At 56.1% G+C, this 25,664-nt stretch carries 24 protein-coding genes, 1 tRNA gene and 1 pseudogene; 17 read left to right on the forward strand and 9 right to left on the reverse strand.

Annotated features, from left to right (window positions below; genetic code table 11):
- Nucleotides 1-3: 3 nt before the first annotated feature.
- Both SIAM614_RS07485 and eutB read right to left on the reverse strand, forming a co-directional pair.
- Nucleotides 4-999 carry a cyclodeaminase gene (locus SIAM614_RS07485; RefSeq protein ID WP_006933325.1) on the reverse strand — a complete coding sequence of 332 codons (996 nt, stop codon included), beginning with the start codon at nucleotides 997-999 and terminating at the stop codon, nucleotides 4-6.
- Complete coding sequence (gene eutB, locus SIAM614_RS07490) at nucleotides 989-1,996, reverse strand: hydroxyectoine utilization dehydratase EutB (RefSeq protein WP_006933326.1); 1,008 nt, start codon at nucleotides 1,994-1,996, stop codon at nucleotides 989-991. Before eutB ends, SIAM614_RS07485 begins: the two co-directional genes overlap by 11 nt.
- A gap of 176 nt (nucleotides 1,997-2,172) precedes the next feature.
- Here eutB and doeA point away from each other — a divergent pair, with 176 nt between their 5' ends.
- The 3 genes from doeA to SIAM614_RS07505 are packed head-to-tail and all read left to right on the forward strand — an operon-like array spanning nucleotide 2,173 to nucleotide 5,265.
- The gene (gene doeA / locus SIAM614_RS07495) at nucleotides 2,173-3,357 is read left to right on the forward strand and encodes an ectoine hydrolase DoeA (RefSeq protein ID WP_006933327.1); all 1,185 of its coding nucleotides are present in this window, start codon (nucleotides 2,173-2,175) and stop codon (nucleotides 3,355-3,357) included.
- Nucleotides 3,358-3,364: 7 nt separating this feature from the next.
- Entirely contained in the window at nucleotides 3,365-4,540 is a 1,176-nt protein-coding gene (gene argE, locus SIAM614_RS07500; protein WP_006933328.1) for an acetylornithine deacetylase, read from the forward strand.
- Complete coding sequence (locus SIAM614_RS07505; RefSeq protein WP_006933329.1) at nucleotides 4,537-5,265, forward strand: GntR family transcriptional regulator; 729 nt, start codon at nucleotides 4,537-4,539, stop codon at nucleotides 5,263-5,265. The genes argE and SIAM614_RS07505 overlap by 4 nt, the downstream gene beginning before the upstream one ends.
- 218 nt (nucleotides 5,266-5,483) lie before the next feature.
- Here the strand turns inward: SIAM614_RS07505 and SIAM614_RS07510 are convergent, their stop codons facing one another.
- Entirely contained in the window at nucleotides 5,484-5,984 is a 501-nt protein-coding gene (locus tag SIAM614_RS07510; RefSeq protein WP_006933330.1) for a hypothetical protein, read from the reverse strand.
- Between the two features lie 540 nt (nucleotides 5,985-6,524).
- Between SIAM614_RS07510 and SIAM614_RS07515 the strand changes: the two genes are divergently transcribed.
- From SIAM614_RS07515 to SIAM614_RS07535, 5 genes are read left to right on the forward strand one after another with little or no spacing between them, the layout of a single operon-like run.
- Nucleotides 6,525-8,093 carry an SARP family transcriptional regulator gene (locus tag SIAM614_RS07515; protein WP_157139726.1) on the forward strand — a complete coding sequence of 523 codons (1,569 nt, stop codon included), beginning with the start codon at nucleotides 6,525-6,527 and terminating at the stop codon, nucleotides 8,091-8,093.
- Between the two features lie 25 nt (nucleotides 8,094-8,118).
- The gene (locus tag SIAM614_RS07520; RefSeq protein WP_040439513.1) at nucleotides 8,119-8,535 is read left to right on the forward strand and encodes a hypothetical protein; all 417 of its coding nucleotides are present in this window, start codon (nucleotides 8,119-8,121) and stop codon (nucleotides 8,533-8,535) included.
- A 51-nt stretch (nucleotides 8,536-8,586) separates the two neighbouring features.
- Nucleotides 8,587-9,759, forward strand: coding sequence for a YcaO-like family protein (locus tag SIAM614_RS07525; RefSeq protein WP_040439514.1), 1,173 nt, complete (start codon nucleotides 8,587-8,589; stop codon nucleotides 9,757-9,759).
- Nucleotides 9,756-10,481 (forward strand): TfuA-like protein, encoded by a 726-nt coding sequence (locus tag SIAM614_RS07530; protein WP_040439603.1) that lies wholly within the window; start codon nucleotides 9,756-9,758, stop codon nucleotides 10,479-10,481. Before SIAM614_RS07525 ends, SIAM614_RS07530 begins: the two co-directional genes overlap by 4 nt.
- Before the next feature lie 6 nt (nucleotides 10,482-10,487).
- A complete protein-coding gene (locus SIAM614_RS07535; protein WP_006933335.1) occupies nucleotides 10,488-11,726 on the forward strand; it encodes a hypothetical protein in 1,239 nt (412 codons plus the stop codon).
- Between the two features lie 83 nt (nucleotides 11,727-11,809).
- Here SIAM614_RS07535 and SIAM614_RS07540 read toward each other — a convergent pair.
- Nucleotides 11,810-11,883 (reverse strand) — tRNA-Gln (locus SIAM614_RS07540).
- Nucleotides 11,884-12,911: 1,028 nt separating this feature from the next.
- On the opposite strand from SIAM614_RS07540, the gene SIAM614_RS33425 reads away from it, so the two are divergent.
- From SIAM614_RS33425 to SIAM614_RS07560, 4 genes are all read left to right on the forward strand, one after another.
- Nucleotides 12,912-13,898 carry a Ppx/GppA phosphatase family protein gene (locus tag SIAM614_RS33425; RefSeq protein WP_006933337.1) on the forward strand — a complete coding sequence of 329 codons (987 nt, stop codon included), beginning with the start codon at nucleotides 12,912-12,914 and terminating at the stop codon, nucleotides 13,896-13,898.
- Nucleotides 13,895-14,602, forward strand: coding sequence for an RlmE family RNA methyltransferase (locus tag SIAM614_RS07550; protein WP_006933338.1), 708 nt, complete (start codon nucleotides 13,895-13,897; stop codon nucleotides 14,600-14,602). The genes SIAM614_RS33425 and SIAM614_RS07550 overlap by 4 nt, the downstream gene beginning before the upstream one ends.
- Before the next feature lie 205 nt (nucleotides 14,603-14,807).
- A complete protein-coding gene (gene guaB / locus SIAM614_RS07555) occupies nucleotides 14,808-16,310 on the forward strand; it encodes an IMP dehydrogenase (RefSeq protein WP_006933339.1) in 1,503 nt (500 codons plus the stop codon).
- A 51-nt stretch (nucleotides 16,311-16,361) separates the two neighbouring features.
- Nucleotides 16,362-17,654: an RsmB/NOP family class I SAM-dependent RNA methyltransferase gene (locus SIAM614_RS07560; protein ID WP_006933340.1), complete on the forward strand. Its 1,293-nt coding sequence runs from the start codon at nucleotides 16,362-16,364 to the stop codon at nucleotides 17,652-17,654.
- A gap of 18 nt (nucleotides 17,655-17,672) precedes the next feature.
- Here the strand turns inward: SIAM614_RS07560 and SIAM614_RS30490 are convergent, their stop codons facing one another.
- Nucleotides 17,673-18,875, reverse strand: a complete 1,203-nt coding sequence (locus SIAM614_RS30490; RefSeq protein ID WP_006933344.1) for a tetratricopeptide repeat protein — start codon at nucleotides 18,873-18,875, stop codon at nucleotides 17,673-17,675.
- Between the two features lie 266 nt (nucleotides 18,876-19,141).
- On the opposite strand from SIAM614_RS30490, the gene guaA reads away from it, so the two are divergent.
- Nucleotides 19,142-20,713 (forward strand): glutamine-hydrolyzing GMP synthase, encoded by a 1,572-nt coding sequence (guaA, locus tag SIAM614_RS07575; RefSeq protein WP_006933346.1) that lies wholly within the window; start codon nucleotides 19,142-19,144, stop codon nucleotides 20,711-20,713.
- Nucleotides 20,714-21,007: 294 nt separating this feature from the next.
- Complete coding sequence (locus SIAM614_RS31925; protein WP_040439522.1) at nucleotides 21,008-21,721, forward strand: methyltransferase domain-containing protein; 714 nt, start codon at nucleotides 21,008-21,010, stop codon at nucleotides 21,719-21,721.
- A 153-nt stretch (nucleotides 21,722-21,874) separates the two neighbouring features.
- Here SIAM614_RS31925 and SIAM614_RS31930 read toward each other — a convergent pair whose 3' ends face one another.
- Nucleotides 21,875-22,081, reverse strand: a complete 207-nt coding sequence (locus SIAM614_RS31930) for a hypothetical protein (RefSeq protein WP_006933353.1) — start codon at nucleotides 22,079-22,081, stop codon at nucleotides 21,875-21,877.
- A 39-nt stretch (nucleotides 22,082-22,120) separates the two neighbouring features.
- Between SIAM614_RS31930 and SIAM614_RS31935 the strand changes: the two genes are divergently transcribed.
- Complete coding sequence (locus tag SIAM614_RS31935; protein WP_006933355.1) at nucleotides 22,121-22,360, forward strand: hypothetical protein; 240 nt, start codon at nucleotides 22,121-22,123, stop codon at nucleotides 22,358-22,360.
- Between the two features lie 17 nt (nucleotides 22,361-22,377).
- Here SIAM614_RS31935 and SIAM614_RS07590 read toward each other — a convergent pair whose 3' ends face one another.
- Nucleotides 22,378-22,713: a TraR/DksA family transcriptional regulator gene (locus SIAM614_RS07590; RefSeq protein WP_006933356.1), complete on the reverse strand. Its 336-nt coding sequence runs from the start codon at nucleotides 22,711-22,713 to the stop codon at nucleotides 22,378-22,380.
- An 87-nt stretch (nucleotides 22,714-22,800) separates the two neighbouring features.
- Nucleotides 22,801-23,814: pseudogene (locus SIAM614_RS07595) on the reverse strand (zinc-binding alcohol dehydrogenase family protein).
- Between the two features lie 106 nt (nucleotides 23,815-23,920).
- Here SIAM614_RS07595 and SIAM614_RS07600 point away from each other — a divergent pair.
- Nucleotides 23,921-24,325, forward strand: coding sequence for a winged helix-turn-helix transcriptional regulator (locus tag SIAM614_RS07600; RefSeq protein WP_006933359.1), 405 nt, complete (start codon nucleotides 23,921-23,923; stop codon nucleotides 24,323-24,325).
- Nucleotides 24,326-24,455: 130 nt separating this feature from the next.
- Nucleotides 24,456-24,833 (forward strand): hypothetical protein, encoded by a 378-nt coding sequence (locus SIAM614_RS07605; protein WP_040439526.1) that lies wholly within the window; start codon nucleotides 24,456-24,458, stop codon nucleotides 24,831-24,833.
- 12 nt (nucleotides 24,834-24,845) lie between these two features.
- Here SIAM614_RS07605 and SIAM614_RS07610 read toward each other — a convergent pair whose 3' ends face one another.
- The gene (locus tag SIAM614_RS07610; protein ID WP_006933361.1) at nucleotides 24,846-25,481 is read right to left on the reverse strand and encodes a MarC family protein; all 636 of its coding nucleotides are present in this window, start codon (nucleotides 25,479-25,481) and stop codon (nucleotides 24,846-24,848) included.
- Between the last annotated feature and the right edge of the window lie 183 nt (nucleotides 25,482-25,664).

Raw genomic sequence — 25,664 nt, forward strand, 5'->3', positions numbered from 1 at the left:
GTTTCAGGAAACGAGCGTTGTGCCCGCATTCGATTTCTTGACCTTGCCTAGTGTGAGCGTTGCAATGGCCGTATCCTGAACGCCGGTGCCGGTCAAATCGCAGACGGTTATATCCGTTTTTTGCCGTCTGCCGGCGGTACTGCCCGCTACAACATCTCCCAGTTCGAGTACAGAGCTTGTGTCCTGCAAAGCTCGGCTTTCGAGGGCCGACCGCAATTCGCCGAGTTTAACGCACTGGCTGATCCGGTCGCAGACAATGGTATCCGCGCGGGCAAGAATTTGCGGGTCAAGTTCGTTCTTGTCTTCCTGATCGGAGCCCATGGCCGTGATGTGCAGGCCCGGATGAAGACAGTCGGCGCTGAGGATTGCCTCTTTCGACGGTGTTGTCGTTACAACAAGCTGGCTGTCGGCCACAAGCTGCGACCGGTCCTCGACAGCGGCAACATTCATCCCAAGGGCGGCCGTCATGTCCTTGGCCAATTGCTTGGCCTTGTCCTGATCCCGTCCCCAGATCAGCGCTCTTTCTGCCGGGCGTACCTTGGCGGCTGCAATCAGTTGCAATCTGGCCTGAACGCCAGTGCCCAGAATGCCGATGGTAGAGACTTCCCTGGGTGCCAGATGGCGAGCGGCAACGGCTCCTGCGGCGGCCGTCCGGATGTCTGTCAGATAACCGTTGTCCAGAAAGATGGCCTGCACGAGGCCTGTCTTTGCGGAAAACAGCGCCATCAAACCGTTGAGGCTGGACAGCCCCAGCGCCGGATTGTTGAAGAAACCGGGAGAGACTTTGATGGCAAATCCATCAAGTCCCGGCACATAGGCGGTTTTCACATCGACTTCCGCATTTTCGTCGGGCAAGGCCATGGAAAGCACGGGGGGCATGACCACCGTTCCGGTTGAAAGTTTTGCGAAAGCCTGTTCGATACAGTCGATGACTTCCAGGTCCAGGTGAACGGACCGGCGCAAGTCTGCTTCATTTACCAGCCTGATTTCATGCGCCATAACGCGCTCCCTTTACCAAATAGCCGTCGAGCTGCACGTCCTGACCCGTCATGATTCTTGTGAACTGGGTCATGTCGACATTGCGCCCGGTAATGATTGTCGCGACCGGACCCTTCAGTCCACTCAGCTTACCGGCAAGACACGCCGCTATGCCGACGACACAGGCGCCTTCGGCTACATGACTGTCTTCGTAATAAAGCGCCTGCATTGCCCGGTAAATTTCCTCTTCGCTTACCAGCACGATCTCATCCAGAAGATCCCGGCACATGGCGAAGGACAGCCTGTTGTCCAGCCCAATACCTCCGCCCAGCGAGTCTGCGAGGCTCGCGACCTCCTGCACCTCAACGGGATGTCCCGCGTCTATGGATGCTTTCATGGCGGCTCCCCGGTCCATCGTGAGGCCAACAACGTGGATCGCCGGATTGATGGACTTCGCGGCAAGCGCAACACCGGCAGCAAGCCCACCGCCGGATAGCGGAACGAGAAGCGTTCCGAGGTTCGGGAGGTCTTCGAGAATCTCCAGGCCGATAGTGCCTTGACCGGCAATCACATAAGGGTCGTCAAAAGGCGAAATCTCAAAAACGCCGTCTGATCGGCCAAGCTTCCTGCATTCGGCAAGAGCATCGTCCTGACTTTTGCCGATGATGCGCGTTTCAGCGCCCAAAGCCCTGATGCCTTCCAATTTGGTTTGCGGCACCAGTGCCGACATGCAGATAACGGACTTCAGCCCCAGTTGCCTTGCTGCATAAGCAACCCCGCGCCCATGATTGCCGGTGGAACAGCAGGTGAGGGTGTGGGTTCCTTCGGGTGCGTTCAGGGCGGCATTCGTGGCACCGCGCAGCTTGAAAGCGCCTGTCGGCTGCATGGTTTCCATCTTCAGAAAAAACGGCTGACCTGATTGCTCGGACATAAACCTTGAAGGCAGCAAGGGTGTCCTGACGACTTCGCCCGCGATGGCCTTTCGCGCTTCAAGAATGTCCGCAAGCGATAACTGCATCGACCGTCTCCAGGCCCGTTTGGTGCCGAAAATGTCTCCCGCAAGGGAGGCGCTCTGACTACTTGTGTACAAATGAACCTCTTCACGCAAGAGATGTCATCTCGAATTGTTTATTTTCTTGATTTTTGAAATCGCTGAGTTCTTATTTGTGTACAAATAACCGACGAGGCCCAATCATGCCAGGTCACGACCTTCCTTTCAGCGATGCCGAGTACCAGCGCCGTCTCAACCTTGTCCGTGCGGACATGGTCACGCGGGGCATAGATGTCCTGTTTCTCGAGGACCCTTCCAACATGGCCTGGACCACCGGCTACGACGGTTGGTCTTTCTATGTGCATCAGGGCGTAGTTGTCTTTCTGGACGAAGAACCGATCTGGTGGGGACGCAGACAGGATGCCAACGGCGCCCGTCGAACGGTCTGGATGGATGACGCGCGTGTCGCATCCTACGCCGATCATTTCATTCAGTCGTCCGAACGCCATCCGATGCAGGACCTTGCCCGGCTGCTGGAAACGAAAGGCTACGCGAACAAGAAGATTGGCGTCGAACTGGAGAATTACTATTTCTCGGCCAAGGCGTTCCTGACGCTTCAGCACGATCTGCCGAACGCAGAGTTCATCGATGCCACGAGCATGGTCAACTGGCTGAGAGCTGTCAAATCGGATGAGGAACTGGTCTTCATGCGCAAGGCAGCCAGGATCTCCGAGAAGATCATGGACGGTGTCTTCCAGCGCGTCGTTCCGGGCATGCGCAAGGCAGACCTGGTCGCGGAAATCTATGCCGACGCCATTCGCGGTCTGGACGATGCCTGGGGAGACTACCCGGCGATCGTGCCGCTCCTGCCAAGTGGCGCGGATGCGTCTGCGCCGCACCTGACATGGGACGGACGTTTCATGCAGGAGGGCGAAGCGACCTTCTTCGAACTCTCCGGCTGTTTCCGCCGCTATCACGCTCCGCTGTGCCGTACCGTTTTTCTCGGGAAGCCGGAACAATATCTTCTCGACGCGGAAAAGGCTCTCGTTGAGGGGCTCGAGGCTGGTCTCGACACTGCAAGGGCTGGCAATACCGCGGGTGACATCGCTCGGGCATTGGCAAAACCGCTTGAGGCGGCCGGTATCGAGCGCGGCGCGCGGGCAGGGTACCCGATCGGCATTTCCTATCCGCCGGATTGGGGCGAACGCACGATTTCCATTCGCGAGGAAGATACCACCGTCTTGAAGCCCGGCATGACGTTTCATTTCATGCCGGGACTTTGGATGGATGGCTGGGGACTGGAAATCACCGAGAGCATTCTCATCAAGGAAAACGGACGCGCGGAGTGTCTGTGCAACAGACCTCGCGAACTGTTCGTGAAGTCCTGAGGTGGAAATGCGCTCGGACCTGCTGAACCGGACAATTTCGATTCTGGATCGCTTGATCGGTTTCCCGACCGTCTCCGCAGACAGCAATCTCGAGCTGATCAGCTTTTCCGCAACCCTGCTTCGCGAAGCCGGTGCACGGGTGAGGGTCTCAAGGGACGAAACAGGCAGGAAAGCCAATCTCTTTGCCACGATTGGTCCTGATGTTTCCGGTGGGATTGTCTTGTCGGGGCACTCGGATGTCGTCCCTGCCGACCCGGCGGAATGGACTTGCAACCCTTTTCAGATGCGGGAAGAGAACGGGCTGCTCTACGGGCGCGGCACGTGCGACATGAAGGGCTATATCGCTGCCGTGCTCGCGAAATCGCAGGAGTACGCGTTGCTCGATCTGAAGCGGCCACTGCACGTTGCCCTGACCTATGACGAGGAAGTCGGGTGCTTTGGCGCGCGGCATCTGGTTGAAGAGCTTCAGCAAAGTGCAATCCGTCCATCTGTTGCTATAATCGGCGAACCGACTGAAATGCGGGTCATCGAAGGCCACAAGGGCTGTTACGAATACACAACCGCCTTCCACGGCACGGACGGACATGCCTCGGAACCCGACAAGGGTGTCAACGCCATTCACGTTGCCGCCGCCTATATTTCCCGGATGATGGAACTTGCCGAAAACATGAAGGGAAAGGCCGACGCGGACAGCGAACGTTATTCTCCCCCCTGGACGACGCTTCAGGTCGGGCGGATCGATGGCGGGTCTGCGCGCAACGTCATTGCACGGCATTGCGCCGTCGAATGGGAAATGCGCCCGGTGCGCACGGAAGATGCGCTCCAGGTAAAGGCCGCACTTGAGGCCTATTGCCGGGACGTCTTGTTGCCGCAAATGACATCGGTCTATCCCGATGCGGAAATCGTGACTGAAATCATCGGCGAAGTGGCGGGTCTAGCGGTTATGCCGGAAAACGAAGCACGTGACATCGTCACCTCGCTGACCGGTGCTAACCTGTGCGATGTCGTGTCCTTCGGCACCGAAGCTGGCCTGTTCCAGTCACTCGGGCTATCCGTCGTTGTCTGTGGCCCCGGCTCCATTGCACAAGCGCACAAGCCGGATGAATTTCTGGCTGTCGAACAGCTCGACAAGTGTCTTGCCATGCTGACGGGGCTGGAAAAAACTCTGTTACAATCTCCATGACCGATCAGGATGTAACCGCGTCGTCAGACGTCGCAGATTTGCTGAGCCAGGCCTCCAGCGCGCAGGAACGGTTCCAGATCATGTATTCTGTCCTGAGGGACAGGATCTGTATGCTTGTTTATCCGCCTGGAACGCAATTGAGCGAAGAAGCTCTGGCGTCCGAATTCGGCGTCAGCCGCTCCCCCCTGCGAAAGGCACTGCAGATCCTTGAGGCAGATGGACTTCTGTTATCGCAGCAGGGTGTCGGTACTCTGGTGACGGAAGTCGACCTTCAGGAGCTGGCACAAGTCTATGAGCTCAGACTGGAATTGAACGAGTTGACGGGCAGGCTCTGTCCGCGTCCACCCGACCGGGAACTGGAAACCTTGTTCAACGGCCTCAAACTCAGGGCAGAACGACTGATCGCAGCACCAGACAGGGCAGTCTTTGCCCGTCTCAATATCGATTTCTTTCATGCCTTCCAGCAATTGACCCTGAACGTTCCCCTTCAGGATGTTTCGGAAAAACTCTTCTACAAGACCTGTCGTATCTGGTTGACGTTGATACAGGAAAAGGATCTGCCTCAGGAGGTTGCCATTTTCTGCGGCGAGATCATGGAGATCGCGAACGCTGTACGCCTTGGTGATTTTCAGGCGGCTGCATTGATACGGCGAGCCCATCTCTCGATGGGGTTCAACCGACTGAAAACGGCCACGCCACAAAGCTCCGGCCTTGAGTCTGGCTAGCAAAACCGCTGGATACGGCACCCAGGAAATGACCGAAAAGAATAAGACCGCCCCCGAAAGCGATTGTGGTGGGATACAATCATATGCTTCCAGGAGCGGCCCGGGCTTTCAAAGAAGATGAACGAACTTCTTTGAATTCGAAAAGTGCAATAACCTCAAACCAATTCAGTTTACTTCACTTCTAATATTTGACGAATTCTCAAAATGTCTAAAAAATTTCAGTGTCTTCTTGATATTTTAGTCAGTCTTCTGACTGTGGAAGTCGTAACTTTACAATCAGATTCAATATTTCTTTGAACGTATTTTCCCTTTTCAAGGGAATATTCCAAAAAGACGCAAAGTTCATTTGCATGGGCAACGAGCACTCTGTGACCGGACACGACTGTGTCGGTTACTTCCAGATCCTGCCCCCAGGCCCAGCCCCCATAAGATGTTCCGCCGCTCGACCTGAGAACGATTTCAAAGAAATTTCCTCCGTCGCTTTCGGGCATTTTGAAAACGAGGTCCAAATTGTCCTCATCGTCTTTGGTCGGCTCTCCAGCGCCGAGCCAGACGGAACTGATATTTGCGGAGACCAAATCGCCAAATGGATAAAAAGGGGTGCCTTCGTACCAAAGAAACTCCGTAATAACGGAACCGATGTCGTCAGCCTTCTCAAATGGTCGAACATTATCTCCGTATGCTGCGTAGTTCCTCCTGAAGGAGATCTTACCAGACATGAATGGCTTCCTTACTATCTGATACTACGAAGTTTTTTGCTTTTGGCCGCAATCCGTGAACACCCTTCGTTCCGCCGGCAACGCTACAGTCACAACAGCACCGTCACACCAGCGTGACTCGCGCATGGGAGTGGTATTCTTCTGTGCGGGGAACTGTGTTAGAAAAAATTACAAGGGGGCATAGTGATGAATAAAAGTAGTTCAGGCTCAAATATTCGACTACTTGGCGTTCCGTCAGTGTATTATTCACGGAATACCCCGTTCCCTGCCAAGGGGTACGCATTGCTTGCAGTATTACTTCTGGTTCCAGGTAATGTACTCGCTCGCCAGAAGGTTGCAGCGCTGCTCTGGGAGGATGTTTCTCAAACCAGAGCCATGGCAAACCTCAGGCAATTGCTGGTGCGGGTTCAGAGCCGTCAACCAGAATCCGGACCGCTCATCGAAACGACACAGACGAGAATCAGTCTTGGACCAGGAGCGCAAAGCTCCGATCTGGCCGCTTTTCTTCACTCATGCAACGCAACCGATCTCGACGGAATGATGGCCGGCATCGAACAGTTCGGCGGTGAATTGCTTGATGGAATGGAATTCGAAGGTGAGCAACTCAATCTTTGGCTTTTGACCGAACGCGCGAGCCTCAGGGAAAAGCTGTTCAACAGAGCGGCGGCCGCGCTTGAGGAATCGACTCGATTCGGAGCAGATCGCGGTGGCAACATTGCCAAGATTGCAGACAGGCTTCTGGCCTTCGAGCCAGACAGCCCCGAATGCTACCGGGTCATTTCGAAAGCTTATGGCCGGTGCGGCGACCAGGATGGCGTCGACCGTATCGACCGGTTGATGAATTCGGTTCTCAATCCGTCCTTACCCGGCGTTCCCGGCAATGCCAGTGGAAAGCCGACCGGGCAGGGCATGACCGTGCCGGCAAGTGTCAAGCCGGTTGAGCAACGTGCAGCTCCCCAGAAAGCTCCTGTTCCGCGGGTCGCCTTTTCCTCGCCACGCCATATCGATCAGCATCCGGACGCTCAACTCGCGGAGGCATTTGTCGAGGACGTCGCCAACAGCTTCTCCAGGTTCAAGACCTTCGTTGTGGTGTCGCCTTTCAGCACGATGCGTGATTTTCGGGGAGGCAACATCAGCAAATGGGAAAAAATCCGGTCGAACTACTCCGTTCAGAGTTTCCTGCTTCCGGGCAGCCAGAGGATATCGTTCACCGTCCTTGACGACGGCACTGGTGAGATAATCTGGTCCGCGGAATATTCCATGGAACCGGATGACCTCCACTATACGTTCCGTCTGCTCGCAAAAACCGTGGCGGCCAACCTGGCCCAGCAGATCGAACGTCAGATGCTCGATACCGGTCGGGCGATCAATTCTCAGAGCTATCTGCACGTCTTGAGAGGGCAGAACCTCATCAAGACCTGTAATCTCAGCATGATACGCCGTGCCCGGAAGGAGTTCCGCCAGGGCCTGACCTACGACAAGGATCTGTCGATTGCCCGTGCACGCATCGCCCAGACAATGCAGCTGGAATGGCTGCTTCTCGGGGGGACGGATCCGCACCTTCTTCATCGGGCAAAGGCGGAAGCCGATGCAGCTATCGAAATCGATTCCTCTGCCGGTATCGGTTACTGGATGGCGGCTGTCATCGCGCTCTATCAGCGGGATTATGCGACCTCGGAAGCCAAATTCCAGGAAGCCGAGACATTAAGCCCGAACTCATCGGACCTGCTCATACAGCACGCAGACGCGCTTGCTCATTTCGGCAAACCCAAGGAAGCCTGGAAGCGCTTCAAGCACGCCATCGACCTGAATCCACTCGCTCCGGACATCTACTGGTGGGCGGGCGCAAGCATTGCCTTCAAGCTGGCGGATTACGCCGAAGCAGTCCGGCTTTGCAAACAAATGCAGGATGAGGAACCGGCACTGCGTGTGCTGACCGCTAGTCTCGCACTCGACGGGCAAATAGACCTCGCACGACAGTACGCGCGGCGTCTGATGGATGTTTATCCCGGGATGACCGCACAAGAAATCGTTCGCTTTCAACCAGACAAAAATCCCGAGAACAACAGGATTTTTCTGGAAGGCCTGAAACTCGCCGGCTTTGACTGACGCACACTATTAATAGGAGAAAATTATGGCTCAATCATCATTTTATGTCATCGGTAAACGTGGCCACGGCGTTGTCTTTCTCAGGATGGACCCTTTGCGCGTTTCGCGGGTCTCCCATGAGACGATCATGACATATGAGCAGCAAAATGCCGGCGTTGACGGTTATGCCAAGATCGCCGCAGCTGCACGCGTTCTGTTTGCCGAAAGTGACGGAAATCCTGAAACCAGTCTCAGCCAGGTCGAGTCGGAAGGTATCTATCAGGCCATCAAACAGGGCAGCACCATTTCCGATGTCGATTTTGCCTTCCTGACTGATGTCGATGACACCGATTGGGATCTCAACAGACTGAGCTGGGCGCCGATCCAGGATCCGGTCTCCAAGACCGGTTCCGGAGCCGACAATTCCGAAACGCTTCAGGACGCAGTGCTGTCGGACGATTGATCCGCAAGGCATCAGTACTGGGTAATCATAGCGCTACAGGAGGTATTCGTTGTGCAATCCGATCCTTTCTCTCCGCAATTCCTGCGCAGCTTCGGCATTACCAGATTGGGTGAGATCACCGGACTGGACACGATCGGGATACCGGTCTGGTTCGCGACCAGACCGAATTCGCGGTCACTTTCCATATCGCAGGGAAAGGGTGTGACGGACGATCAGGCGAAGATTTCGGCAGTCATGGAAGCCGTTGAATGTGCCGTCGCGGAACAGCCACGGCAGCACGTCACGAAATTTGCGACGATCGAAGACATGGCGCGCCAGCAAAGAAACGTCATACCGCTCTTCGATGTGGCAAGGGTCAACCCGCACCAGCTCGACCCGACACGCCAGCGCGCCTGGGTTCCCGGAACATCCCTGATATCAGGCCAGGAGCGTTTCGCGCCTTACGAGCTCGTTGGAATGGACATGCGAAGCGACATGCCCTGGGACCGCGAAGCGTTTCGCATGACGTCGCAGGGCCTGGCAGCCCATTTCTCGATCGACAAGGCAATCGAGCACGCTTTGCTTGAACTCGTGGAACATGACGCATCGAGCCTTGTCGACACCTTCGGACTGTTCGGCAACAACATCCGCGAAGTGACCGACTACGAGGGCGCTAATGCAGATCTAGACGACATACTCGACAAGGTGGCCAGGGCCGGCCTTGATCTTCACGTCTACGCGCTCCCAGGTCGCGTTAAGCTGCCTGTGATCGCGGCTGTAATATCGCGTCAGGTAAACGGTCCAACTGGTGTCATTTCACGCGCTCCCGCCGGCATCGCCTGCCGGACCAATGTTGCCGATGCCATACTGTCTGCCTTGTTGGAAGCGGTGCAATCGCGTCTGACCGACATAGCCGGCGCACGCGATGATCTTTCGATCGAGCGTTTCCAGCAGTCGAAGGATGGCGTGAGCAAGAACCAGCCACCGCTCGTCTCTCTGGCACAGCTTGAGGCAGAGCTACAGCCGCCCAAACAAACGTCTTCAATGTGTTGGCAGGATATCCTGAAGCTGATGCAGGCGGCTGGCATCGAAGATGCTTATCTGTTTCCGCTGAAGTCACCTGTTCAGGATGTTCACGTCGTCAGAACCATCGTTACAGGCCTGGATGCGCATGCAGGCAGCTTCTCGGAAATGTCCATGAATTCAATCTTGCTGACCACGGAAGTGCTGAGCACTGCATGTTGAAACCTGTCGTTTTTGCAGGTCCGAGCATTCACGGCCTGCCTGCTGATTTTGCTCGTGGCCTGGACGTTCGGCCGCCTGCTGCGCGTGGTGACATCCTGCGAGCGGCAGGGGAGGGACGAACCGTGATCGGACTGATTGACGGGTATTTCAATTCGACCCCATCCGTTTGGCACAAGGAGATCCTGTTTGCTTTGCAGGCTGGTTGCAGTCTCTTTGGCGCTGCCAGCATGGGAGCGCTTCGGGCAGCCGAATGTTTTGCGTTCGGGATGGTGGGCGTCGGGGCAATTTTTGAAGACTATCAGGCCGGAAAGCGCCTTTCGGACGCCGATGTGGCAGTCTCCCATGCGCCAGCGGAATTGGGGTATTGCCCGCTGTCCCTGGCACTGGTGGATGTGGAAGCAACTCTCTCTGCTGCTCTTCAGCGGCATTTCATCTGCGAAAGCATCCACGACCAATTGCTGAACGCTGCGACCGGTCTGCATTTCACCAGGCGCACCTGGTCACAGGTGCTGAGTGACGCCGGACTTTCCGAAAACGACCGCGCTCGATTTTTGGACAGCCTGCCCTTGTTTGTGCAGAGCGTGAAACGGCAGGACGCGGAAATGCTTCTGCGCAAACTCAAAGAAAACTTCGAACCCGAGATCTACGATGGTCACAATAGTTGGAAACTTCAGAACACCCTGTTTCTCAAGTCTCTCGAAAAAGACGTTCTCGGCAGGTGACGGCCTATGAAAATGGAGAGCGTGAAAGCAAACACCACGTGGTCGATCGTTCCGGATTGCGGCGGCTTGATTGACAGGATCGCAATCTCCCTGCCCAACAAGGTGTTTGATTCAGAAAATCCACTCACGGAAAAAATTCTCGCGGCACTAGGCAATTTGCTACGGGCCATGCCGTCGAGCGTTTCGATCCTGGTCTTTGCGGACGCCTGCAACGAAGCGGCTGTGGAAACCTGGCTCAATCTACAAACCTCATGCCACCACGAGATTATCCTTGCCGGCGCCGCTCCTCTGCAAAGCGCCGATATCTGGGTGCAGGATTCCATCCTTGTTCAAGCGCACGGCAACGATTTACGGCTGGCTGCGCCAAAATGCGACTGGCCCAATGGAAGCTTGCCGTCGCTGCTCGCAGGTCACCTGTCTGTTGCCTGTAATGATCTGCCGCTCTTCCTGCCGGGAGGGGACCAGATTGTCGGAGAGGATTTCCGTCTCATTGGACAAACGAGCCGGCTGAGATCAGCAGCCTCAAAGTTTGGTGGCGACGGGTCATTGCTTGAGGCAGACAGGCGCATCAGCCAACTCGACCACAGACCTGTCTGTTATTGGGGGTACCGCAGAAGGGACCTGACCGAGCGGCCGTCGCCCTGCTTGGGAAGCACCTGCTCCGATACCGAGACGACCGTTGAGGCCGACCAGAAAGAAGGTCTTCTCCTTTCACAGATTGTTCTGCAAAGGGCTTTGCAGCTCACCCGGCTTCGGCCGGACCTGGTAACGAGGATCGAACGGTGCGAAAGCCATGTCGACAGATATGTCTCGCCAACAGGGTTGCGGCGCAACGGCAAAAACCTGCTCCTGCTCGCAGACCCTGTGGCCGTGGCACCTGACGCGGAAAGCAAGGCTAAAAGGGAAAAAAGGCTGCTTGATGCATCAGAATATTGGTTGAGGGATCAGGGCTTCGAGATCATCCGCAACCCCGTGCCCTTTGCGACCGATATAAAAAACGCTGTCCGTCCGCGTCTTTATAACAATATTCTTTTGGAAAATGCGGTTCGGGATGAAAACATCCCCCCGATGATGTGGCTGCCTTGCTTCGGCGAAGACAAGCGCTTCATAGACTACGATGAAGAGAATGCCAGGATCTGGAAAGATCTCGGCTTCGAGCCAAGACAGGTCCACGGGTGGGAAAGCCTCGCCCACGCAAACGGCGCACTCCGCTGCGCTTCCAAGGTCATCAGCCGGATTCCATGAGTCCGGTCTGTGGCTTTATCAGGAAAGTTTCGAAGCTTACCCGCTTCGAAGACACATTTGCGGGAATGATTTTGGAAGAAGGTTGGCTGGGGAACCTGGATTCGAACCAGGACTAACGGAGTCAGAGTCCGTGGGTCTACCGTTAACCTATTCCCCAACACTGCTCACCAGATGAGCCTCCAATCGATCGGTAGTGAGCAAGAAGCGTCTCTCGCTCCCGATTGGTGTGCCGCATATACATCTATCACATCGGCGATTGCAAGACCTGCCTCGGACTTTTTTGTGAAATCGAACACCTGTGGAAAGTCTCGCGAAAGACTGCATACAATCGTGTCACGGAAAGCTTTTCCAGCGACGGGCAACCTGTTACAGTTTTGTCAACGAAAGACACGGTCTCCAGCAGCGCCCCTTTAAAACGGCGGCAGCACTGGAGATCTGAAAGGCAAAAACGTGACTCAGTCAGGTCAGGAACCGCCCGAGAAAGGGCGTCGTACCCCTGATGTGTCCGGAACCAGCGGGGCTCCTATGGAGCCCAGGGGAGCGTCCAGACGGCGCCGCAAGCGCAAGTCAGGCAAGGCCCCCAAGGGCAATCCTGCGGCACAGGCGAACAGTGCCGCCAATGATGCGCCTTCAACGGACGGGCAAATTCCGTCCAAGGCTGTGAACGGACCCGTCGATCAAACACTCTCCGCGCAGGGACAGCCTGCGCGCAACGGGGAGAGTGCATCTTCATCCCAGAAACGCCGCAAAAAAAGAAAACGCGGGCGTACCCACAAGACTGATGGTGCGCAAGCGGTCGGCGCTGGTGCTGCAGATGGAGCGCCGGTTCGGGATAGTATGAAACCTCAATCAGACACGGCGACCAGTCTGAAAGGTAAGAAAGCTGCCCGCAGACGTGGCCGCCGCCGCAAACAGGTCTCCAGCAGTGCAGAACAGCCTGGAACTGCACAAAACTCTGCTGCTGGCATCACAGTTGCGACGCCTTTGACCGAACGCGGCCCATCTACGCCTTCCGACCGGATCCAGGAGGCGCGTTCGCGCAGACATGGCGAAAACCGCTTGCCATCTGGCCAGAGGGACCATGGGAACGGGGGGCGAAGCGGGGGCGCCTATGAAGGGACTTCAGGGCGAAACAACGCACCGCTTTATGCAGCGCTCGACCTGGGGACGAATAATTGCCGTCTGTTGATCGCTCGCCCGGAAGATCGGGGATTCCGCGTCGTTGACGCCTATTCCAGAATCGTTCGCCTTGGAGAAGGCGTCGGCTCCAACAGGATGTTGAGCGACGCAGCGATGGACCGGGCGATTGACGCTCTGGCTCAGTGCCACCGAAAGCTTGCCGACAGAGGGGTGGCCAGATCCAGGCTGATTGCGACGGAAGCCTGCCGTGCTGCAGAAAATGGCGCTGCTTTCATCGAGAGGGTCCAGGCGGAAACAGGACTGGCGCTGGAAGTCGTTGACCGCGAGACGGAAGCCAGACTCGCCGTTGCCGGTTGTGCCTCGCTGGTGGATCACGAAGCCGACGGTGTGATTCTGTTCGACATTGGCGGCGGGTCTTCTGAAATCGTCTGGCTGGACCTGCGCAACCGCTGCGGTGCGCGTGGCTATGCGCTCACCCGCTTCATCCGGTCCTGGATTTCCTTGCCTGTCGGAGTTGTCAACCTTGCAGAAAGACATGGCGGTGTCCATGTGACGCCAGATATCTTCGAAGCCATGATTGAAGATGCGGCCGAACATCTCGCGGCGTTCAATCTAGCCAGCAACCTGACTGAAGCAATTGCGTCTGGCAGGGTGCATATGCTGGGAACGTCGGGCACGGTTACGACCCTGGCCGGTGTTCATCTGGGCTTGAAACGCTACGACAGACGCAGGGTTGACGGTACATGGCTGGAGAATGGCGACGTCTCCAGAATGATTGATCAACTGCGTGACATGCCCTATGAGGCGCGCGTGGATAATCCCTGCATAGGTGCGGACCGGGCTGATCTGGTTCTGGCGGGTTGCGCCATCCTGGAGGCTATCCGGCGCCGCTGGAGTTGCTCTCGCCTGCGTGTTGCGGACAGGGGTCTGCGGGAAGGCATTCTCACGGAATTGATGGCGGCAGACGGTGTCTGGTCGCACAGGAAAAACGGCGCACGCCAGGATCGCGGGCGCCAAAGGAACAGAACATGAGCCAAGGCAAAAAAGGAACGGGCGACCGAGGTCTCCATGTCAAGGTGAAGACCTCCGCGGGCCGGCGGGAGTCCTCGACGCGTTGGCTTCAGAGGCAACTGAACGACCCTTACGTTCGCCGCGCAAAAATGGACGGCTACAGGTCCCGCGCCGCCTATAAGCTGATCGAGATCGACGACAAGCACAAATTGCTGAAACCCGGTTACCGTGTTGTCGATCTTGGCTGCGCGCCGGGTGGCTGGTGCCAGGTGGCCGTGCAGCGGGTGCAATCCTCTGTGGATGCGCCAAAGGTTGTCGGCATCGATTACCTGGAAATGGATCACGTGCGCGGCACGACGTTTTTGCAAAAAGACTTTCTGGACGACGATGCACCGGCGGCCTTGATGGAGGCGCTTGGTGGTCACAAACCGGATGTCGTCCTGTCCGACATGGCGGCCCCGACAACTGGTCACAAACAGACGGATCACCTGCGCACGACACATCTTTTCGAAATCGCGATCGATTTCGCGAGACGAAACCTCGTGCCGGGCGGGTCCTTCCTGGCAAAGGTATTTCGCGGCGGGACGGAGAACGCTCTGCTCCACGATCTGAAGCGTGAATTCAAGTCGGTGGCCCATATCAAGCCGCCTGCAAGCCGCAAGGAAAGTCCGGAGCTTTATGTGATCGCCAAAGGCTTCCGCGGCAGCGATCTCGATCCCGATTGACCTGATTGTAAGGCAGTCCTGAAAGCCAGCTGTCAGCTACGCAGATGGGGAAGCGCCGTATAAAGGTCAGCCCCCCTTTCTTTTCTGTCACCTGCGTGTTATTGACCCGCGCCAACTTCTCCGGCACAGCCGAAGCGACTCGAAAGATGCAGGCTTTTGAAAAAAAGCGTGCGTCTCAGCTATTTTTTTACAAGGGGAATTGGCAATGGCATCCTTCTACGTCCCTACCACCGGACAGCAAGCCCTGACGTTTGACGACGTCCTGCTGATCCCCGGCCACTCGGAAGTAATGCCGGGCGAGGTCGATCTGCGCACCCGCGTCACGCGGGAGCTGGAACTCAACATTCCGATCATTTCATCCGCTATGGACACCGTCACCGAGGGGCGTCTGGCAATTGCCATGGCCCAGGCGGGCGGCATTGGCGTCATCCACCGAAACCTGTCTCTCGACCAGCAGGCCGAAGAGGTTCGGATGGTCAAAAAATTCGAATCCGGTATGGTCGTCAATCCGTTGGTGATTGGTCCGGACGCGACCCTTCAGGACGCGCTCGACCTGATGAAACGATATGGAATTTCCGGTGTTCCGGTCGTGCAAAACGGCGGATCTGGCGGTCAGACCACCGGCAAGCTGGTCGGCATCCTGACAAACCGTGACGTGCGCTTTGCCTCAAATCCAGACCAGAAAATTCACGAGCTGATGACGAAGGATGATCTCGTCACAGTGAACGAGAATGTCAGCCAGGACGACGCGAAACGCCTCCTGCATCAAAACCGCATCGAAAAACTGCTGGTTGTCGATGATAACCGGAATTGTATCGGTCTGATCACCGTCAAGGACATGGAAAAGGCACAGCTCAACCCGAATGCGTCGAAAGACGACCAGGGCCGGCTGCGCGTTGCCGCCGCAACCAGCGTCGGTGAAGAAGGGTTCGCACGTGCCGAACGACTGATCGACGCGGGCGTCGATCTTCTTGTGGTCGATACCGCTCACGGCCACTCCCAGAAGGTTCTGGACATGGTTGGCCGCGTGAAAAGCCTGTCCAACTCCGTACAGGTTCTTGCCGGTAACGTGGCAACGAGCGAAGCGACCAAGGCCCTTATCGATGCGGGTGCTGATGCCGTGAAGGTCGGCATCGGACCGGGGTCCATTTGCACCACCAGAATTGTTGCTGGTGTCGGTGTGCCGCAGCTCACCGCGATCATGGATTCGGTGAATGAAGCGGACAAGCAGGGCGTACCGGTTGTCGCGGACGGCGGCATCAAGTTTTCCGGTGACCTTGCCAAGGCAATTGCCGCAGGTGCGGCCTCTGTCATGGTCGGCTCACTGCTGGCAGGCACCGAGGAAAGCCCGGGCGAAGTCTATCTTCACCAGGGACGCTCCTACAAATCCTATCGTGGGATGGGATCCGTCGGTGCCATGGCGCGCGGCTCTGCCGACCGCTACTTCCAGGCGGAAGTGCGCGACAGCCTCAAGCTGGTACCTGAAGGTATCGAAGGCCAGGTTCCCTACAAAGGCGCCCTCAGCAGCGTTCTCCATCAGCTTGCCGGCGGCCTGAGGGCTGCCATGGGTTATGTTGGCGGCAAAACCATTCCCGATTTTCAGGAAAAGGCACGATTTGTGCGTATTTCCGGCGCAGGTCTTCGGGAAAGCCATGCGCACGATGTTACCATTACGCGGGAAAGCCCGAACTACCCGTCCAACGTTTAAACCAATTGGCATCGGGGCACCGGCAGACAGGTGCCCCCGCAAAGGAACAGCATGAAAGACGGCGGACGCCTCGCGGCGGCGATAGAAGTCCTGACAGAAGTGGAAACACGGCACAGGCCGGTGCAACTCGCCTTGAAAGATTGGGGCGCCGCGCACCGGTTTGCCGGGTCCGGAGACCGCACGGTCATTGGCAACCTCGTGTTTGACGCCCTTCGAAACAAGGCCTCTCTTGGCGCACGGATGAAGGACAACTCGGCGCGCGCCGTCGTGCTGGCAACCTATTGCCTTGGCTGGGGCAAGGGACTGGAAGCGCTGACGGATATCCTTGAAAAGGACCATCATGCCCCCGAGGCTCTGTCCGATGCCGAAATCGCCTGCCTGACGACGGCGGAAGACCATGCACCGTCACTCCATGAACAGGCAGATGTTCCGGAATGGCTTTGGCCCCATTTTGAGACCGCGTTCGGTGAAAATGCCGTCGAAGAAGGCCAGGCGCTGGCAACGCGCGCACCAGTCGACATGAGAACCAACACGCTGAAGGCTGATCGTGACAAGGTTCTCAAGCGCCTGGCGCATACCGGCGCACAACCAACACCACTGTCACCGGTTGGAGCACGCATCGAGGCGAAGCCTGATCTTGGCCGCATGCCGCATGTTCAGGCTGAAGAAGGCTACCGCAAGGGCTGGTTTGAACTGCAGGATGAAGCCAGTCAACTTGCAGCGCATCTTGCCCAGGCCAAGCCCGGGGAACAGGTTCTGGATTTCTGCGCCGGAGGAGGCGGCAAGACCTTGGCACTTGCTGCAGCCATGCAGAACAAGGGCCAGCTTTATGCCTATGACGCCGACCGTCTGAGACTGGCACCGATCCATGAACGCCTGCAACGGGCTGGTGTTCGGAACATTCAGGTGAAGGACCCTGCCAGCTCCAGTCTGGACGCTCTGATTGGACAGATGGACCTGGTTTTCATTGACGCTCCCTGCACAGGAACGGGCGTATGGCGCCGCCGCCCTGACTCCAAATGGAAACTTGCGGAAAAGGCACTTCAGGATCGGATCGACGATCAGCGCCGGGTTCTGGACACCGCCAGCAAATACGTGAAACCGGGTGGACGGCTTGCATACGCCACCTGTTCTGTCCTGCGCGAGGAAAACCAGGATCAGGCGAGCTGGTTTCTGGAACAAAACCCGTCCTTCCAGCCAGTTTCGGCTTTGGATATCTGGAAGAAGACGCTGCCGGAAGCACAGCTTCCGAAATATGTTTCCGACCGTGGCGATATTCTGCTGACGCCGGCTTCAACACAGACAGACGGTTTCTTTATTGCCCTGTTTCACCGGGAGCAGTGATTTCTCCCTTTTTGGCCGTCAGGATCTGTCCTGACGGCGTAGCCCGAGAACATTCGGCAACTGATCGCTATCGGTGCTGAGCAACGGTTCTGAAACCGCGGGTTTTTCGTTTTCCTGACTTGATTTCGGCTGTTGTGTGCCTTCTGTTTCAGACGTCTGGGAAGGCGTGCCACCTGGTGTTTGTGAGGACTGGTTTTCTTCTGCTGAATAGTCAGGCTCCGGCACCGGGCGAGTTTGGGTCCTGTTCTTGTCGGCGTCAGCCAGTCCTTCAACAAGTTCTCGAATCGCCGGCTCAAGACCGTCACCTCGAGACATTGCCGTCAGGACGGAACGTGCCTGGTTCGAATATTTGAGCGCGGCGAGGGCGGCCCCCAGAGCGTTGAGAGGCTCTTTAGCCGACTTATCCAGATCGTGCGCCGCGAGAGCGTGTTTCAGGGCAGCGCCATGATCGCCGAACTTGCGCGCAATGCTGCTGAGCCGGACGTGCGTCTGGATCGAGCGGGGAGAAAGTTTCAGCGCGGCAAGGGCAGCTTCCCGCGCATCTTCCCACGCGCCTTTTCCGGCCAAAGCATCGGAGAGAAGATCAAGCGGCAGCGGATCTGCCGGTGCGCGTTCGCTTGCCCTGATGGTCAACTCGATCACTTCGTCAAAGCGTTTCCGTAGCAACAACGTCTGCGAAAGTCCGATCAGGGCCGGCCCGTAATTGGGATCGGCCTTAAGTGCTTTCCGGTAGGCTGCAATCGCGGCCGCCTTCTGATCGACACGTGCTTGCGTGTCGGCGAAAAGCGACAAGACGGCGGGAGTGTCCGGCAAAAGCTCCACCAGACGTCTGGCAGGAGCCGCAGCTTCCTCCGGCTTGTCTTCTTTCAGCAACACGCTGGCAAGACCGTAAAGGGCATTGCGGTTGTCCGGCGCCTGGGCGAGCACGTCTGCAAAATTTTGCCGGGCATTCACCATGTCGCCGAGCAGCAGTTGGCAGTTGCCGAGGCTGGCGCGAGCGTTCAGATGATCGGGTTCGGCAAAGACGATCCGGCGTAGCTGCGATTGTGCCTCGTCCAGATAACCGGTTTGAAGCAGGGCGGATGCCGTTCGATAGGCAATTTCCGTATCGTCTGGAGACAGTTCCTGCGCCTTTAGATAAGACACCAGTGCCCTGTCCAGATTGCCGGAATTCTCCAGGGCAATGGCTTCTTCGAACGCTTTACGGGCGGCTGCGGTCATCTGTGTCGGTTATCCTAACAGCACCTGCCTGCAGCTTGTCTCACCGGAAACGACGCAGGGGGCTCATGGTTAACCTAAGGAGCGGGCGGGCGCCGGTCAAAAGCGAATTTCAGCCGTACACAGCTTGTCCGCCGGAAACATCTGTTAGCCAAACTTGGGCCACAGGAATGCCATGGAGGCGGCGGCGGCAGTAAAATCTTGTGCGGGACAGCAACTGGTGTGAAATTCGGGTTCAAATTACTGAAAAGACCGGTTAGAAGCTGGCCATGACCCAGCATCAGCGCCTCCTTATCATCGACTTCGGCTCCCAGGTCACGCAGCTCATCGCGCGGCGCCTGCGCGAGCTGAACGTTTATTGCGAAATCCACCCCTATCAGAACGTCACCGACGCATTTCTGGCAGAGTTTGCGCCGAAGGCGGTGATCTTCTCGGGCGGACCGGACTCGGTTACGCGAGCCGGTGCGCCGCGCCCGCCGGAAAGCGTCTACGCAATGGGCGTTCCGATCCTTGGGATTTGCTACGGTCAACAGGTGATGATGCAGCAACTCGGCGGGCAGGTCGACGGCGGCAAGATCTCCGGCGGTGGCGGCACGGCGGAATTCGGCAGGGCCTTTGTAACGCCTGCCGAGAGCAAACTTTCTTTGCTGGATGGCTGGTTCGCGGAGGGAAGAGAGCAAGTCTGGATGAGCCATGGCGACCATGTCAGCAGGATCGCGCCGGGCTTCGAGGTCTTTGGAACCTCGCCGAACGCGCCTTATGCGATCACCGCGAACAAGGAGAAAAACTTCTACGCCGTTCAGTTCCACCCGGAAGTGCATCACACGCCGAACGGCAAGAAGCTGTATGAAAACTTCGTACGCTTGGCCGGCTTCACCGGCGACTGGACCATGGGCGCCTACAAGGACGATGCCATTGCCAGGATCCGCGAACAGGTGGGCGACAAGAAAGTCATTTGCGGTCTGTCAGGTGGTGTCGACAGTTCCGTTGCCGCTGTTCTGATCCATGAGGCGATTGGAGATCAGCTTACCTGCGTTTTCGTGGACCATGGCTTGTTGCGGTTGAACGAGGCCGACGAAGTGGTTTCCATGTTCCGCGACAACTACAACATTCCCCTGATCCATGCGGACGAGAGCGAACTGTTCCTGGGCGAACTTGACGGCGTTTCCGATCCGGAAACCAAACGCAAGATCATCGGGAAGCTCTTCATCGACGTTTTCCAGAAACACGCAAATGAGATTGAGGGCGCTGAATTCCTCGCTCAAGGCACGCTTTATCCCGACGTCATCGAGAGTGTCAGTTTTTCCGGTGGCCCGTCGGTTACGATCAAGTCGCATCACAATGTCGGCGGACTGCCGGAAAAGATGGGTCTGAAGCTGGTAGAACCACTGCGTGAACTCTTCAAGGACGAGGTGAGGGCACTCGGCCGCGAACTTGGCCTGCCAGAGAAGTTCATCGGCCGGCATCCGTTCCCCGGACCGGGCCTTGCAATCCGTTGTCCGGGTGAAATCACCCTCGAGAAACTGGATATCCTGCGCAAGGCGGATGCCGTTTATATCGACCAGATCCGGCAACACGGCCTCTATGACGAGATCTGGCAGGCTTTCGTTGCCATCCTGCCCGTGCGCACAGTCGGCGTCATGGGGGACGGCAGAACCTATGACTATGCCTGCGCGCTGAGAGCAGTAACATCGGTCGACGGAATGACAGCCGACTACTATCCCTTCACGCATGACTTTCTGGGTGAAACGGCAACCCGCATCATCAATGAGGTGCAGGGCATCAACCGGGTAACCTACGACATCACGTCGAAACCTCCCGGCACGATCGAATGGGAATAAAGTGGCAAGCCGGATCTTAAAGATCCGGCGCTGCTTGGCAGACGGGGCCACAGTTGCCATTGAGCGCTTTGGAGTAGATCTGCCAGGCGCAGCTAAATTCTGCAGAAGATTGCGCAAAACCCGTAAACACCCGGAAATTGAAAAACCCGGTCACTTTTCAAGAACTCGCTTTTTGAACGTGAGCCACCACCAGGTAGCGGTTGCTTAACCGAATGCCTGTATGCGTTCAACTTACGATGCGCCAGGTTGACGCCTAATAATTCCCTTTTCAGGCTCAGTACGGGAAGTTAAATAGTGAGTAAACTAACTAGAATTATTTCCGGATATGAAAACGATGGCTTTAGCTTAGGGAAATCAGCGAGAAAAAAGCGGATTAGATACTTTTGTGAGCTCATTGAAAATGTATTCAGAGAGAAGGGATCTGTAAAAATTCTCGATATTGGCGGAACAGTCCAATATTGGAAGATCCTCGATGAAGAATTTCTTGATCGAAACAATGTCCAGATAACGCTTCTCAATCTTCCAGGCTCGCAAGCTTTTGACGCCGTGGGGAGATTTGATTTTCTGACTGGAGATGCCACAGACGACATCTGGAGCCAGTTGAACCAGCAGGACTACGATCTGATACATTCAAATTCAGTGATCGAGCATGTAGGCGACTGGGCCCAGATGAGGAAGTTTGCGTCAAATATCAAACACTTCCATGGCGGCTATTTTGTCCAGACACCGAATTTCTGGTTTCCCGTTGAACCGCACTGCATGACGCTCTTTTTTCACTGGCTACCGAAGCCGCTCAGAGTGTGGCTGGTTGCCCATTTCTCGCTGGGGCATTGGGACAAAGGGGCCAATACGGACGAAGCCGTCGAAATCGTCGAAAGTGCTCGTCTGCTGAGCAAGTCGATGTTCAAGGCGCTTTTTGACGATGCCCTGATCAAACAGGAAAAGTTCCTGTTTTTGACCAAATCGTTCATGGGTGTCAGGCTGGACGGTGGCGAAGCCTCTTCCTGACGAGAAAGTCCCACCACGCGCACCTTTCAGGTGAGTAAAAGCAGACTTTTGAGCAGGTCATATGTCTATGCTGGTTTGGCACGTGTGACGACTACTCAAATGTGGACCTGAATGAACACCCCGCGATATCCGGACCTGACAGCAGACTGCTCCTCATGCGCGGCCCTTTGCTGTGTTGTTTTCGCGTTCGACCGTTCGGAATCGTTTGGGATCGACAAGGCGGCAGGCGAAGTTTGTCCCAATCTGGACAGCTGCGGCAGATGCGGCATCTTCAACGACAGATCCGAACTCGGGTTCAGTGGCTGTATTGCCTACGATTGTCATGGGGCCGGTCAGCGGGTAACGCAGGAAGTCTTTCACGGTACTTCCTGGCGTGACAATCCCGGACTGACAACACGAATGGGCGAAGCGCTATCCGTCCTTCGCCAAATTCATGAAAAACTACTTCTCCTGACGGCTGCAGAAACCCTTCCACTCGATCATGGCGAGCGACAGACGCTATCTGAACTTCAGCTTCATTTGGCCCCGGACGAAAGCTGGACTGAGGAACGCCTGAAGAAGTTTCCCTTGGCTGACACTTCACGGCAGGTGTCTTTGTTCCTGACGGGCTTGCGCCGGCATTTCACTGCGCAAGACTGAAGACGTGCCTCGCGCTACTAATTCGCGCATCGGATGCAGAACGCCGCTGCCGGATCAACCTCAAGCCGTTTAGCGGATATCTCTTCGCCGCATTCAACGCAGAAGCCGTATTCACCAGTTTCCAGTCTTGAAAGGGCGGCATCGATTTTTTGAATGGTGGCCCTGCGTTGCCGTTCGGAGGCCTGGGCCATTGCTTGTCCCTGAAGCGCGTCCATTCGCGACAACCTGCCGACAGATTGCTGATCAAGTTCAACTGTGGCCCGGGCTTCCCCGGACAGCTCGCTTAATGTTTCAAGTTCGGTCTTGAGCGACAAAAGCTTGATCCGAATGCCTTCAACGTTGTGTTCCGCCATCTCCAAGCCTCCAACGAAAGCATGAAGATGGCGGCCTGAATGTGCAAGAGGAGGCAGGTGTCACAGGTTAAACGGCATCACTTGATCCTAAAACCCGGCTAGAACGATCTTCCCAATGGTTTTATTGCTTTCAATCTTCTGATGCGCCAGGCGCAGATTATCTGCATTGATGGGTTCAATCACTTCCGTCAACGTGGTCTTGATCTTGCCCGCATCAACAAGGTCAGCGACGTTGTTCAAAAGCTTGCGTTGCTCATCCATATCGGTCGTCTGGTACATGGAGCGGGTAAACATCATCTCCCAGTGGATCGATATCGCCTTCAGTTTGAAGGGCCCAATGCTGACGTTGTCGGGATCGTCGATGAGCAGAAAACGCCCCTGTGGCGCAATCGACTCTGCAATATCGTTCACGTGTTGCTCTGTGTGCGTTGTTGAGAAAACATAGCCGGGGGCTTCCAGTCCCAGAGCTTCGATCTGAGGCGCCATCGGTTTTGAATGATCGAGAACATGATGCGCGCCAAGCTCGCTCACCCAGGAACGGCTCTCCGGTCTTGAAGCAGTTGCGATAATTGTCATGTTCGTCAATTGACGGGCGAGTTGAACTGCTATGGAACCGACGCCTCCCGAACCACCAATGATCAGGAGAATGTTCGAGCCAGCCGGAACCGGATCATTCACCTTCAGCCGATCGAACAAAGCTTCCTAGGCGGTGATCGCCGTCAAGGGCATGGCAGCTGCCTCGGCAAAACTCAGGCTAGTGGGTTTGCGGCCCACAATGCGTTCATCAATGAGATGGTACTCCGAGTTGGCACCGTCCCTGGTGATGTCGCCGGCATAATAGACCTCGTCGCCCACCTTGTAGCTGGCAACGTCAGGTCCCACTTCGACGACGATCCCGGCTGCGTCGTACCCAAGGACGACGGGCACGCCGTTTTGCGAAGTTCGGGATTGCCGCACCTTGGTGTCGACTGGGTTGACCGCAACAGCCTTGACCTCAACAAGAAGATCTTTTCCAGAAGGCACCGGCCTTGGAAGGTCGAGATCATTCAACGACTTCGGGTCATCAATAGGAAGTGGTTCAAAAAATCCGATGGTACGCATGCTGTGTTCTCCTGATTTGCGTACCAATCAAATTGATCATAAAATCGTTTGACGCAAGAATGCACAATACTAGCCGTAACTCACAAGAAAGAACCTTAGGCACAAAATGGATACCGTTAGGAAATCAGGACCCAAACTGGTCAAGGACGTTTATGGCTGCCATCCGGGCTGTGCTGTCGAAGCAGCGCTCAGTTTGATCGACGGCAAGTGGAAAGGCGTCATTCTGTTCCTGCTGATGGAAAAGGAAGTCATGCGCTTCAACGAGTTCCAGAAAGCGCTTCCTGACATCACACAACGGATCTTGACCGCTCAACTCCGTAGTATGGAAGCTGACGGGTTGATCGTGAGGACCGTCTATCCTGTTGTTCCGCCGAAGGTTGAATATCAACTGACCGACCTTGGTGTGTCGCTGTCGCCGGTGGTGAAGGCCCTTGCACGCTGGGGGAACGAAAACAAGACGCTCTGGCCAAAAGGGTTTAAACGGGACAGCCACCTTCAGCAGGCAGGGTGACGTTTTTCCAGGCAGCTGAGTTTCGTTTGTCGCTCGCAAACCGTTGAGCCCCCCCTGACGCATTCGTGAGTTTGTCAATCCGCGGCCCGTTGCGAGGATGCTCCCGCAAAATCCAAGGGAGAAATGCGTCATGAACCTAAGATGTGCGACAGCACTTGCGGTGTTGCTCCTGTCGTCAGTATTCGGAGCCTTCTCTGCACTGGCAGATGAGGTCGAGATTGTCTCGGCAAAAGCAACCGGATCTGCAGGCACATGGACCTTCGCAGTAACGCTCAGGCATGATGATACAGGTTGGGATCACTACGCCGACCTCTGGCAGATCTTTACCCCAGACGGAGAATTGTTAGGCGAGAGAGTGCTCCTTCACCCCCATGTCGACGAACAACCTTTCACGCGATCCCTGTCGGGCATCACGATCCCAGAGGGCGTGTCACAGGTCATCATCCGGGCACGAGACACGGTGCACGGTGTTTCACCACAAGAATACAAGTTGAACCTGGACCGTTAAGCGTTGCCTCAGTCAGGTGCGGATAAAGGCCAAAATGCCATCCGCAACGAATTGTACGGATAGAGCTGCCAGCAGCACGCCGAGAAGACGGGTTATCACCAGTTGTGCTGTTTCTCCCAGGAGCCGTTCTATCTTGTCAGCCAAGAGAAAGGCGCCCATGCAACTCAGCAGGATGATCGCGATGACGCCACCGAGGCCTGCGTAGGCGAGGGTATCCGGAGCTTGACTGGACAACAGGATGATCGCGGAGATTGCTGCAGGTCCCGAAATAAGCGGTATCGCCAAAGGAAAGATGGCGAGTTCATTGATCGTTCCATGATGCGCTTCTGATTCCATCGCCTTTTCGGCAGTTTCGGTTTTCCGTGCCTGGCGTTTGCCGAAAATCATCTCGATGGCAATCAGGAACAAAAGAATGCCGCCGGCAACGCGGAATGCCGATACCGATATTCCGAGAACATTGAGCACCGTCTGACCGGAGGCGTAAAAAACCAGAAGAATACCGGCAGCCGTGATGGTAGCCCTTACGGCAACCTTGCGCCGGTCGTGCTTGCTCATTCCGGCCGTAATGGCCAGAAACATCGGGGCCAGACCAACCGGATCGATGGTGACGAAAAGCGTCGCGAAGGCATTGATGTAGTAGTCCAGCATGTCGATTCCCGGGACGGTTTTCAGGGGGCTTTTGTCGCCTTACTATAGGGCTTTGCGAGGTCCGAAGACCTTGTTAGGCCAAATGATTTTTGGCCCCTGTGTATACTTCTCATAACGCATTGAAACTTAAGCCATATTACTTTGACGGAAAAGCTCCGGGAATTTGGAGTGGCGTCTTGAATC

The organism is Roseibium aggregatum IAM 12614, assembly GCF_000168975.1.
Classification (GTDB): Bacteria; Pseudomonadota; Alphaproteobacteria; order Rhizobiales; family Stappiaceae; genus Roseibium; species Roseibium aggregatum.

Bases quoted from the DNA above. Each gene is read 5' to 3' on its own strand.
- SIAM614_RS07485 (WP_006933325.1), bottom strand. From the start codon at position 999: ATGGCGCATGAAATCAGGCTGGTAAATGAAGCAGACTTGCGCCGGTCC.
- eutB (WP_006933326.1), bottom strand. From the start codon at position 1,996: ATGCAGTTATCGCTTGCGGACATTCTTGAAGCGCGAAAGGCCATCGCG.
- doeA (WP_006933327.1), top strand. From the start codon at position 2,173: ATGCCAGGTCACGACCTTCCTTTCAGCGATGCCGAGTACCAGCGCCGT.
- argE (WP_006933328.1), top strand. From the start codon at position 3,365: ATGCGCTCGGACCTGCTGAACCGGACAATTTCGATTCTGGATCGCTTG.
- SIAM614_RS07505 (WP_006933329.1), top strand. From the start codon at position 4,537: ATGACCGATCAGGATGTAACCGCGTCGTCAGACGTCGCAGATTTGCTG.
- SIAM614_RS07510 (WP_006933330.1), bottom strand. From the start codon at position 5,984: ATGTCTGGTAAGATCTCCTTCAGGAGGAACTACGCAGCATACGGAGAT.
- SIAM614_RS07515 (WP_157139726.1), top strand. From the start codon at position 6,525: ATGGCCGGCATCGAACAGTTCGGCGGTGAATTGCTTGATGGAATGGAA.
- SIAM614_RS07520 (WP_040439513.1), top strand. From the start codon at position 8,119: ATGGCTCAATCATCATTTTATGTCATCGGTAAACGTGGCCACGGCGTT.
- SIAM614_RS07535 (WP_006933335.1), top strand. From the start codon at position 10,488: ATGAAAATGGAGAGCGTGAAAGCAAACACCACGTGGTCGATCGTTCCG.
- SIAM614_RS07550 (WP_006933338.1), top strand. From the start codon at position 13,895: ATGAGCCAAGGCAAAAAAGGAACGGGCGACCGAGGTCTCCATGTCAAG.
- guaB (WP_006933339.1), top strand. From the start codon at position 14,808: ATGGCATCCTTCTACGTCCCTACCACCGGACAGCAAGCCCTGACGTTT.
- SIAM614_RS07560 (WP_006933340.1), top strand. From the start codon at position 16,362: ATGAAAGACGGCGGACGCCTCGCGGCGGCGATAGAAGTCCTGACAGAA.
- SIAM614_RS30490 (WP_006933344.1), bottom strand. From the start codon at position 18,875: ATGACCGCAGCCGCCCGTAAAGCGTTCGAAGAAGCCATTGCCCTGGAG.
- guaA (WP_006933346.1), top strand. From the start codon at position 19,142: ATGACCCAGCATCAGCGCCTCCTTATCATCGACTTCGGCTCCCAGGTC.
- SIAM614_RS31935 (WP_006933355.1), top strand. From the start codon at position 22,121: ATGGGCGAAGCGCTATCCGTCCTTCGCCAAATTCATGAAAAACTACTT.
- SIAM614_RS07590 (WP_006933356.1), bottom strand. From the start codon at position 22,713: ATGGCGGAACACAACGTTGAAGGCATTCGGATCAAGCTTTTGTCGCTC.
- SIAM614_RS07600 (WP_006933359.1), top strand. From the start codon at position 23,921: ATGGATACCGTTAGGAAATCAGGACCCAAACTGGTCAAGGACGTTTAT.
- SIAM614_RS07605 (WP_040439526.1), top strand. From the start codon at position 24,456: ATGAACCTAAGATGTGCGACAGCACTTGCGGTGTTGCTCCTGTCGTCA.
- SIAM614_RS07610 (WP_006933361.1), bottom strand. From the start codon at position 25,481: ATGCTGGACTACTACATCAATGCCTTCGCGACGCTTTTCGTCACCATC.